A 10,512-nucleotide genomic window follows, 5' to 3' on the forward strand; every position below is an offset into this window, starting at 1 on the left:
GCACCGCTCGCAACCTCGTTTCTCTCATGGCTGGCGCACCATGTCAGGGCATTGCACTCCGCTGGCGCAGGATGCAGCGAGGCATTCGGCTCAGCCCTGGGCCAGCCGTGCATAGAGGCCGCCCAGCAGGCGCGGCAGCTGGGTCGGCGAGGGCAGCACCCGCTGGCGGCGCGACCCGAAGATGCGCCGGGCATAAACGGCGGCCCCGGGGTCGACTGCCACCCCCCAGACCTGCAGTCCCAGCCGGGTGGCAGCCAAGGCCGCAGCGCGCGCATCCTCCACCAGATAGCGGACGTCGTGCACGTCGATATCGGCCGGCTCACCGTCGGTGAGCACGACCAGGGCGCGCAGTTCGGCGTGTTCGGCCTGCAGGCGCCGCGCCGCGTGGCGCAAGGCAGTCCCCAGGCGGGTCGAGTACCGGGCCGAAGCAGCGCGTACCCGTTGCAGTGCCTGCGCATCCAGGGGTTCGTCGAAGTCGAGCAGCGGGTGGTAGTGCACGCGTGCCCGTGTGTCCGAGCAGAAGCCATCGATGGCCACACGGTCGCCATTGGCGCGTGCCGTGCTGGCCAGCCGCAGGGCGGCTTCCTGCTCCAGTTCGAGCAAGGACGGGGTGTCGGGCTGGGTCCGCTCAGCTGTGGACAGAGAGAGGTCGAGCAGCACCAGCATGCTGATGCGGCGCGGGGCGGGCACCGCGCGCAGGTAGAGCCGGCCGTCCGAGGGCTGGCCTAGGTGGTGGCGGACCTGTGCGTCCACGGCGGCATCGAGATCGATGGCCTCGCCCTCGCGCTGGTGCCGTAGGCGCAGGCTGCGGTCGAGCCGGCGCCAAGCCAGGGGAGCTGGCAGGCGCGGCGTCGGGCCATCCGGTTCGCGCGGGGTAGGCACCGCGGCGGTGTATTCGTGGACCGTGCACCAGTCGCGGCGTTGGATTCTGTGGCGGTAATCCCACTCCGGATAGCTGTAGAGCAACTCGGCCAGCTGCGCGGCCGGCGGCGCCGCGTCATCGGCGGCTGGACTACCGGGCTTTGTCGGCTGCTGCACGGTCATGGGGTTGCCGTCGGCGTCAGGGGAGGTGCCGTAGTCCCAAAGGTAGCTGTTGTCGTCGCGGTAGGGCGCAGGCACAGCGAACTGGCGCGAGTTGAACTGCACCCGCATCTGGCCCAGGTCGTTGCTCAGCACCGAGGCCACGCGGCGGAAGGCGGCGGTGTCGTGAAGGCCGTGCATGCGTCGTGCTTTGGCGAACAGTGTGCGCCCTTTGCCCACCCAGTGATTGCCATCGCGGTAGTCGTCGTCGAGCAGGGCCAGACTCAGGCGCGAGAGCAGGGCCATGCAGGACAGACCATGCGGCTCCACACTGGCCTGCAGCGCGGCCAAGAACCAAGCACCCACCCCGGGTAGCTCCTGCATCAGCAACTGCTCCGCGCGCGCGTCCTCGATGGCCGAGATCACGGCCAAGGCCATGGGCTTGAGCGTGCCCGAGGGCTGCGCCGTCGGTGAATACAGCAGATGCGCGGCCGCGTGCGCTACGGCCGCGCGACGCTGTTCCGCGTCCAGACTCTCAGGCAGCAGCAGGTGGGTGGCGCTGAGGATGGGCCGCGCCGGTGGCGCGTCGGATGGCTGATGTGGCAGAGGTTGCACGTGCAGGCCCCGCGCGCTCAGCGCCTGCAACAGGGCCGCTGCGCCGGCGTAGGGGTCAGGCAAAGCTGGCATCGACCAGGGCACGTAGGGCGCCGGCCAAGTCGTGGTCGTCGGTCAGCGCCTGGGTCATTGTCATGTCGCAGCTGTCGCGCGGATCGACGCCGTCGCGCATGAGCTGGCCCGCATAGATCAGCATGCGCGTGGAGACGCCTTCGTCCAGTCCCTGCTGGCGCAGCTCGCGCGTGCGCCGGGCTAGGCGGACCAGTCGCGCGGCCAGCTCGGTTGTGATGCTGGCCTCGTGCGCCACGATCTCGGTCTCGACTTCCTGGGGCGGGTAGTCGAAGGCCAGGGCGGCGAAGCGCTGGCGGGTGGAGGGCTTGAGGTCCTTGGCGCTGCTCTGGTAGCCCGGGTTGTAGGAGACGATGAGCTGGAAGTCGGGGTGGGCGTGGACCAGTTCACCCTTCTTGTCGAGCGGCAGCATGCGTCGTGCATCGGTCAACGGGTGGATCACCACCGTGGTGTCCTGCCGAGCCTCGACCACTTCGTCGAGATAACAGATGGCGCCATGTCGCACGGCCAGGGTCAGCGGTCCGTCGTGCCAGCGTGTGCCGTCGGTGTCGAGCAGGTAGCGGCCGACCAGGTCGGCCGCTGTCATATCTTCATTGCAGGCCAGGGTGACGAGCGGGCGGCCCAGCTTCCAGGCCATGTACTCGACAAAGCGCGTCTTGCCGCAACCCGTGGGGCCCTTGAGCAGCAGGGGAAGGCGGTGGCGCCAGGCGTGTTCGTACAGCGCGACTTCGCGCGCACTCGGCCGGTAATAGGGCTGCTCGGCGATGCGGTAGGCGGCCAGCGGATCGGCGGGCGTTTCGGAAAGGTTCACGTCGGACAGAGTTGCAGAGGAAAAAATGCGTGCAGGGACGCAAGGCCTCCGGCACGCGCGCCGCGTCAGCGGTGGGTTGCGGGGGTGTTGGGAATGCCCTCGATCGGACACTCCGGCACACCCACGGTGTCACGTGTGATGGCCTCGACCTGCTTGCGCGTGCCCTCCGGGTCGTTGATCCACTTGCCGTAGAACTCGTAGGGGCAGGTGGCGACGCCGGTGGCTTCCTCGCCCGAGTTGATCTTGCCGGTGTAGCCGCGGTGCAGCAGCTTGAACAGGTGGTTCTCGCTCTGGCCGTTCTTGCGGAAATCGCGGATCAGGCTCTTGGACAGCGCTGCGTACTGCACGCCCATTTCCTCCTCGCCGCATTCGCCCAACGTGCGGCCGTCGAAGCCGATCAGGGCGCTGTGGCCGAAGTATGAATAGACACCGTCGAAGCCGGTGGCGTTGGCCACGGCCACGTAGCTGTTGTTGGCCCAGGCCATGGCCTTGGCCATGAGCACCTGCTGGTCCTTGGCCGGGTACATATAGCCTTGGCAGCGCACGATGAGCTCGGCGCCCTTCATGGCGCAGTCGCGCCATATCTCGGGGTAGTTGCCGTCGTCGCAGATGATCAGGCTGATCTTCAGGCCCTTGGGACCTTCGGACACATAGGTGCAGTAGCCTGGGTACCAACCTTCGATCGGCACCCAAGGCATGATCTTGCGGTACTTCTGCACGATCTCACCCTGGTCGTTCATGAGGATCAGGGTGTTGTAGGGCGCCTTGTTGGGGTGCTCCTCATGGCGCTCGCCGGTAAGTGAGAACACGCCCCAGACCTTGGCCTTGCGGCAGGCCTCGGCAAAGATGGCGGTCTCCTCGCCCGGCACTGCGGCGGCGGTGTCGTACATTTCCTTGGCGTCGTACATGATGCCGTGGGTGCTGTACTCGGGGAAGACCACCAGGTCCATGCCGGGCAGGCCCTGCTTCATTCCGATCACCATGTCGGCGATCTTGCGCGCGTTGTCCAGCACTTCGGCTTTCGTGTGCAGACGCGGCATCTTGTAGTTGACGACCGCCACGCCGACGGTGTCGTTGCTGCTCGAAATATCTCCGTGAATCATGATTGCTTACTCCTGTGCATTCAATTTCTGGCTTTAGACACAAGTTGTTAGCCAACGACAGTCCAGCCGGGAAAAGCCGTGGAACCGGCAGTTTCGGACCATTGGCTTTGCCCCCTGCAAGGGGATGGCGCAGCGACACGTAGGGCGCGCAGCCTCGGGGTGAACTCAATGACTAATCATCCAGGGGCGCTTGGACGGAAAGGTCTTGGCGCCGCTGGGGACGGTGACGGTGGCGCCGCGCTTGCTGCCGGTCGAGCAACAACCACACCCCGCCGGATGCTTGAGCCGCCCGTACGATCCATCCCGCGAGGAGCCCGGCGCGTGCGACGCCCTCTCGTTGGTCTCGTGCGCGCGGCGCGTATGGTTGCTCAGGCAGGCCAGGCGGGGCGCGGCAACGAACACGCGGGGCGCGTTGGCACCGCAGTCGGGGCAGGCGCAGGGCTCGTCGCGCCGTGCCAGACTGCGCAGCGCTTCGAAACCGCCGCAGTTCGGACAGGCATAGTCATAGGTTGGCATGCGGGGCTCCTTGCGTTTACTTCTTGACGTCGGGCGAGATCGGCATCTGGATGCTGCCGTCGATGAACTTCACCGGGCCGGCCGCCGTGGGGTTGATGTCGAAGTCGAAGATCTCGGTCGGCAGCCAGAGCGTCGCGCAGGCGTTGGGTACGTCTACCACGCCGCTGATGTGGCCTTGCACCGGCGCCGTGCCAAGGATGGAGTAGGCCTGCGCGCCGCTGTAGCCGAATTTCTTCAGGTACTCGATGGCATTCAGGCAGGCCTGGCGGTAGGCCACAGTCACATCCAGGTAATGCTGCTTGCCCTGCTCGTCGACCGAGATGCCTTCGAAGATCAGGTAGTCCTTGTAGTTTGGGGTGATGGGGCTGGGCTTGAAGATCGGATTCTTGATGCCGTACTTGGCCACGCCGCCCTTGATCAGGTTGACGCGCATGTGCACCCAGCCGGCCATCTCAATGGCGCCGCAGAACGTGATCTCGCCATCGCCCTGACTGAAGTGCAGGTCACCGACCGACAGGCCGCCACCGTCGACATAAACCGGGAAGAAGACGCGCGAGCCACGCGACAGGTCCTTGATGTCGCAGTTGCCGCCATGCTCGCGCGGAGGCACGGTGCGCGCACCCTCGGTGGCGATCTTGGTTCTGACGTCTCCCTGGGCCTTGCCGCAGTGCGCGGTGGCGGCGAAGGGCGGGTTGGCCAAGCCGGGAACGCGAGTCGGGTCGGTGTCGATCAGCGCCTGCTCGCGCTTGTTCCACTCCTCGAGCATCTTCTTGTCGGGCAGGCAGCCAATCAGGCCCGGGTGGATCAGGCCAGCATACTCGACGCCCGGCACGTGGCGGCTCTTGGTGAACATGCCGTTGAAGTCCCAGATGGACTTCTGGGCCAGCGGGAAGTGGTCGGTCAGGAAGCCGCCGCCGTTCTGTTTGCTGAAGAAGCCGTTGAAACCCCACTGGCTGTCCTGCTTAGCACCGATGTCCAGCAGGTCCACCACCAGCAGGTCGCCCGGCTCGGCGCCCTGCACCCCCACCGGGCCCGAAAGGTAGTGCACGGTGGTCAAGTCAATGTCGCGCACATCGTCTGCACTGTCGTTGTTCTTGATGTAGCCGCCGGTCCAGTCGTAGGTCTCAAGGATGAAATCGTCGCCCGGCTTGACCCAGACCGCAATCGGGATATCCGGGTGCCAGCGGTTGTGCACCAGCGGGTTGCTCGGCGCGGGTTGGTTCAGATCGACTTTGATCAGGGTTTCAGCCATGGTGATGCTCCTTTGTGGACAGGGAAATCAGACAGTTGGATCAGACGGAGAGGTAGGACTTGATGCAGTTGATGTCGGTCTGGTCGCGTGCAGTTTCGTGCACCAGGCGGCCGCCTTCGATGACAAACAGGCGGTCGGCCACGTCCATCGCGAAAGACAGCACCTGCTCGGAGACGATGATCGTGATCTCGCGCAGTTTGCGGATCTCGTTGAGCGCCTTGGCGATGTCCTTGATGATCGAAGGCTGGATGCCCTCGGTGGGCTCGTCCAGCAGCAGCACCTTGGGGTCGGTCACCAGCGCGCGGGCAATCGCCAGCTGCTGCTGCTGCCCGCCTGAGAGATTGCCACCCTTGCGCCTGCGCATGTCCCAGAGGATAGGGAAGAGCGCGTAGATTTCTTCCGGGATGCGCTTGACCTTGGCGTTTTCCAGACCTGTCTGGATGTTTTCCTCCACTGTTAGAGTGGGGAAGATCATGCGGCCTTGCGGGACGTAGGCAATGCCCTTGGCGACGCGTTTGTAGCTCTCGTCCATCGAAACATCCTGGCCGGCCACCTCGATCTGGCCGGACTTCAGCGGCAGCACGCCCATCAGACTCTTGAACAGCGTGGTCTTGCCCATGCCGTTGCGGCCCATGATGGCGACTGTCTCGTTCTTCTTTCCCTCGAAGGAGATGCCGTGCAGCGCTTCGCTCTGGCCATAGGCCGTGTACAAGTCGGTGACTTTGAGCATGGTGCTTCTCCTAGGGGTTCAGTGACCGAGATAGACGTCGATCACCTTGGGATCGGCTTGCACGGTTTCCATCGAGCCTTCAGCCAGTATCTTTCCTTGGTGCATGACGGTGACCTTGTGCGCGATCTGCTTGACGAACTCCATGTCATGCTCGATAACGATCACTGATCGGCCCTTGCAGATGCGCTTGAGCAATTCGGCGGTGAGCTCACGCTCGCGCGCGCTCATGCCGGCGATGGGTTCGTCCAGCATCAGCAGTTCTGGCTCCTGCATCAGAAGCATCCCGATTTCCAGCCACTGTTTCTGTCCGTGCGACAACAGACCGGCTTCCATGTCCAGAGCACCGATCAGACCGATCTCTTCGGCTACCACCTGCACACGGGCTTTGACCTCGTCGGTGCACTTGAAGCCCAGCGCGCCGAAGACCGAGCGCCCGGCCGGGTAGGACACTTCCAGATTCTGGAACACGGAAAGGTTCTCGTAGATCGACGGCGTCTGGAACTTGCGTCCGATGCCGCGTCGTACCCGGATGTGCTCGTCCAGCGTGGTCAGCTCCTCGTTCTTGAACTTGATGCTGCCGGCGCTGGCTTTGGTCTTGCCACAAATTAGGTCCAGAAGCGTAGTCTTGCCGGCGCCGTTGGGACCGATGATCACGCGCAACTCGTTCCTGTCGACGTAAAGCGTGAGGTTGTCGATGGCCTTGAATCCGTCGAAGGAGACGGTAAGGTCTTCCACAGCCAGGGCGAAGTCGGTATTGCTCATGAGGGGCTCCTGCGTGTGGGCGATCAGGCGCTCTGGCCGCTCAGCGCGGCCGGCACCGCGGGGCTGCCGCTGCATGCCGCGGGCGCATCTTCGGCCGAGGTGGTGGCGTCGCGAGCCACGGCAAGGTGCACAGCGCGGCGCTGGACCTGGTTGTGCCGCCACCAGGGCAGCACCTTCTGCGTCCACACGCCGGCCAGACCGTCAGGGAAGGCCATGGTCACGCCGATGAAGAGCGCGGCCATCAGGAACAGCCAGAGGTCTGGGAAGCTTTCCGAGAAGTAGGTCTTGCCGAAGTTCACTAGCAGGGTGCCATATATAGCGCCCACCAGGCTCATACGTCCGCCCACTGCGGCGAAGATCACCATTTCGATCGAGGGCACGATGCCCACGAAGGATGGCGACATGAATCCGACCTGCAGAGTGAACAGCGCCCCGCCGATACCGGACAGCGCTGCCGCTAGGCAGAACACGAAGACCTTGAACATGGCCACGTCATAGCCTGAGAAACGCACCCGGTCTTCCTTGTCGCGCATGGCCAGCAACAGGGTACCCAACTTGCTGCGCTGGATCCACCCGCACAGCACGACGGTGCCCAGCAGCATCAGCGCGCAGACGTAGTAGAGAATGTACTTGGCACTGTTGGTGCGGATATCCCAGCCCAAAAGTGTTTTGAGGTCAGTCATCCCGTTGACACCGCCGGTGTAACCCTGTTGGCCGATGATGAGCACCGTAAGGATCAGCGCCACCGCCTGTGTGATGATGGCGAAGTACACGCCGCCTACGCGTCGCTTGAACATGGCGTAGCCGATGATGAAGGCCAATGCGGTTGGGATGGCAATCACCGCTAGCAGCGCAAAGGGCAGATGCTCGAAGGGCTTCCACCACAGAGGCAGGGCCGTGAGCTGGTTCCAGTCCATGAAATCCGGAATACCCGGGGTGGACTGTATCTTGGTGCTGATTGGGTCGGAGGCCTCGAGCTTAAGGAACATGGCCATGGCGTAGCCGCCCAGACCGAAAAACACGCCCTGGCCTAGGCTGAGCACGCCGCCATAGCCCCATAGCATCACCAGCCCGAGGGCCACGAAGCCGTAGGTCAGGTACTTGCCGACCAGGTTGAGGCGGAAGATGTCGAACATGAGGGGGAAGACGAGCAGCAGCAGGACGGCGAGGATGGCAACGCTCCCCAGGCCGCGACTGGTGATCCATGCTTTGAGTTGGTTCATGGTTGGACTCCGGTAATGAATGCCGATCTCAGCGGCGTACCTTGCTGGCGAACAGGCCCTGCGGGCGGATCATCAGGATCACGACGATCAGCGAGAGCGTGAGCACCTTGGCCATCGAGCCGGTCATGAAGAACTCGCTGATCGATTGCATCTGCGCGATACCGAAGGCCGAGGCGACAGTGCCAAGCAGGCTCGCCGCACCGCCGAAGGTCACGACGAGGAAGGAATCGACGATGTAAAGAGAGCCGGAAGTCGGCCCGGTGGAGCCGATGGTGGTGAAGGCCGCGCCAGCCACCCCGGCGATGCCGCAGCCGATAGCAAACGTCAGGCGGTCAGTCTTCTTGGTGTTGATGCCGATGGCGTTGGCCATGGTGCGGTTGCTCACCGTGGCGCGCACCCGCAGGCCCCAGCGGCTCTTGTATAGGGCCAGCAGCACGCCACCGGAGACCAGTGCGGTCAGGCCCAGCACGAACAGACCGTTGATCGGAATGTCCAGGCCCTCGTGAGGCGACCAGGAACCCATCAGCCACTCGGGCAGGGTGGGGCTGACCTCCTTCGGGCCGATGGCCGTACGGAACACCTGCTGGATCGCCAGGCTCAGCCCCCAGGTGGCCAGCAGCGTGTCCAGCGGACGCTTGTAGAGGAAGCGGATCAGGCCCCACTCCACCAGCCAGCCCGCGATGAAGGCGAGGATGAAGGCCACGCCGATGGCCAGCGGGAAGTAGTAGGGCATGAAGTTGGGCGCCAGCTTCTCCGTCAGCATGGAAAAGAGGAACACCGTGTAGGCGCCGATGGTCATGAACTCGCCATGCGCCATGTTGATCACGCCCATCTGGCCGAAGATGATGGCCAGGCCCAGCCCCATGAGCAGCAGGACCGAGAAGAGGCTGAGTCCGGCGAAGCCTTGCATGAGGGCGATGTTGAGCACTTCCGAAAATTCCATGTCGTCACCTGCCTTCCTTGTGTCTTTGCCAAGCGACGGCCCCTGGTGGACTCTTCTGGGTGCCGCCGCCTCCTATGTATAGTGAGCCGCTTACTGGTAGCCTTTGGGGAAAGGGTTGGGTTCGATCAGGTCCTTGGACTCCGCCACAACTTTGAATGTGCCGTCGGGTTGTCCTTGAGCAATGCGAGCGCGGCTCCACAAGTGGTGGTTGGCGTGAATCTTCACGTAGCCCTCGGGTGCCGTTTTGAGCTCGATGCCGGGCGAGGCGGCCACCACCTTGTCCACATCAAAGCTGCCGGCCTTCTCCACCGCTAGCTTCCACAGCCATGGCCCCAGGTAGGCCGCCTGTGTAACGTCGCCGATGACCGCTTTGGGGCCGTATTTGGCCTTGAACGCTTCAACGAATTTCTTGTTGTTGTCGTTGCTGAGTGTTTGGAAATACTTCATCGACGAGTAGAAACCGGCGAAATTCTCGCCGCCGATGCCGAGCATTTCATCTTCCGTCACAGAAAGAGTCAGTAGAAACTGCTTGGCACCGGTGATCCCTGCAGCTTTGAGCTGCTTGTAGAAGGCCACGTTCGAGCCTCCCACTACGGCTGCGAAAATGCAATCAGGCTTGGCCAGCTTGATTTTGTTGATTAGCGAGTTGAAGTTGGTATTGCCCAGCGGGTAATATTCTTCGCCGACGACCTTGCCTTTCTGGAAGTTCTCGATGTGCTTGCGAGCGATCTTCATCGAAGTGCGTGGCCATATATAGTCGCTGCCGACCAGAAAGAATGTCTTGGCCTGCTTTTCGTTCTTGGCCCAATCCAGACCCCATAGGATTTGCTGCGTCGCTTCCTGGCCCGTGTAAATGACGTTTTTGGACTGTTCAAGACCCTCGTAGAAAGTTGGGTAGTACAGCAAACCATTTTCCTTCTCGAAAATGGGCAACACTGCTTTTCGCGAGGCGCTGGTCCAACAACCGAAGACACAGGCTACGCGGTCGTTGACCAGCAGCTTCTTGGATTTCTCAGCGAATGTCGGCCAGTCGGAGGCCCCGTCCTCTTTGATGACCTTGATCTGACGGCCCAGGATGCCACCCATGCTGTTGATCTGGTCGATGGCTAGTTGTTCGGCTTGGATGGAACCCGTCTCTGAGATTGCCATGGTGCCTGTGGCTGAGTGCAGTTGTCCCACCACTACTTCAGAATCCGTCACAGCAAGTTTGGTTGTATTTACGGCGGCCGTTGCGGGTTTAGCGGCGTGGCCCAGGACCGGCAGCCCGACCATGGACATGGCACCCAGGCTTTGCAAGATGCGGCGGCGCTGCAGGTCAGCGGCAGAAGGGCGGAAGGTCGAGGTGGATGGTTTCTTCATGATGCGATCCTTAAATGAGAAGTGGGAACCAAGAACACCCGGTAGAGATGTCGGGTGAAGCAAAATCATTACGGCCCTGAGGTTAGGGATATCCCCACATGGTGCCCAT

Annotated in this window: 10 protein-coding genes; all 10 read right to left on the minus strand. The window is 63.0% G+C overall.

What is annotated here, in order from left to right:
• Nucleotides 1-90: 90 nt before the first annotated feature.
• The 10 genes from DFR45_RS04950 to urtA all read right to left on the minus strand — a co-directional run bounded on the left by DFR45_RS04950 (nt 91) and on the right by urtA (nt 10,403).
• Entirely contained in the window at nt 91-1,698 is a 1,608-nt protein-coding gene (locus DFR45_RS04950; protein WP_144686914.1) for a nitric oxide reductase activation protein NorD, read from the minus strand.
• Nucleotides 1,691-2,515 (minus strand): CbbQ/NirQ/NorQ/GpvN family protein, encoded by an 825-nt coding sequence (locus tag DFR45_RS04955; protein WP_241659343.1) that lies wholly within the window; start codon nt 2,513-2,515, stop codon nt 1,691-1,693. Before DFR45_RS04955 ends, DFR45_RS04950 begins: the two co-directional genes overlap by 8 nt.
• Nucleotides 2,516-2,580: 65 nt before the next feature.
• Entirely contained in the window at nt 2,581-3,618 is a 1,038-nt protein-coding gene (locus tag DFR45_RS04960; RefSeq protein WP_114482568.1) for an aliphatic amidase, read from the minus strand.
• A gap of 165 nt (nt 3,619-3,783) precedes the next feature.
• A complete protein-coding gene (locus tag DFR45_RS04965) occupies nt 3,784-4,134 on the minus strand; it encodes a zinc ribbon domain-containing protein (protein WP_114482569.1) in 351 nt (116 codons plus the stop codon).
• Nucleotides 4,135-4,150: 16 nt separating this feature from the next.
• A complete protein-coding gene (fmdA, locus tag DFR45_RS04970) occupies nt 4,151-5,386 on the minus strand; it encodes a formamidase (RefSeq protein ID WP_114482570.1) in 1,236 nt (411 codons plus the stop codon).
• Nucleotides 5,387-5,426: 40 nt separating this feature from the next.
• A complete protein-coding gene (gene urtE / locus DFR45_RS04975) occupies nt 5,427-6,116 on the minus strand; it encodes an urea ABC transporter ATP-binding subunit UrtE (RefSeq protein ID WP_114482571.1) in 690 nt (229 codons plus the stop codon).
• A gap of 18 nt (nt 6,117-6,134) precedes the next feature.
• Complete coding sequence (urtD, locus tag DFR45_RS04980) at nt 6,135-6,878, minus strand: urea ABC transporter ATP-binding protein UrtD (protein ID WP_114482712.1); 744 nt, start codon at nt 6,876-6,878, stop codon at nt 6,135-6,137.
• A 23-nt stretch (nt 6,879-6,901) separates the two neighbouring features.
• Entirely contained in the window at nt 6,902-8,101 is a 1,200-nt protein-coding gene (gene urtC / locus DFR45_RS04985; protein ID WP_114482572.1) for an urea ABC transporter permease subunit UrtC, read from the minus strand.
• Between the two features lie 28 nt (nt 8,102-8,129).
• On the minus strand, nt 8,130-9,044 hold the full coding sequence (gene urtB / locus DFR45_RS04990; protein WP_114482573.1) for an urea ABC transporter permease subunit UrtB: 915 nt from the start codon (nt 9,042-9,044) through the stop codon (nt 8,130-8,132).
• Nucleotides 9,045-9,134: 90 nt separating this feature from the next.
• On the minus strand, nt 9,135-10,403 hold the full coding sequence (urtA, locus tag DFR45_RS04995; RefSeq protein WP_114482574.1) for an urea ABC transporter substrate-binding protein: 1,269 nt from the start codon (nt 10,401-10,403) through the stop codon (nt 9,135-9,137).
• Nucleotides 10,404-10,512 lie beyond the last annotated feature (109 nt).

This window comes from Extensimonas vulgaris (genome assembly GCF_003337425.1).
Lineage (GTDB): Bacteria > Pseudomonadota > Gammaproteobacteria > Burkholderiales > Burkholderiaceae_C > Extensimonas > Extensimonas vulgaris.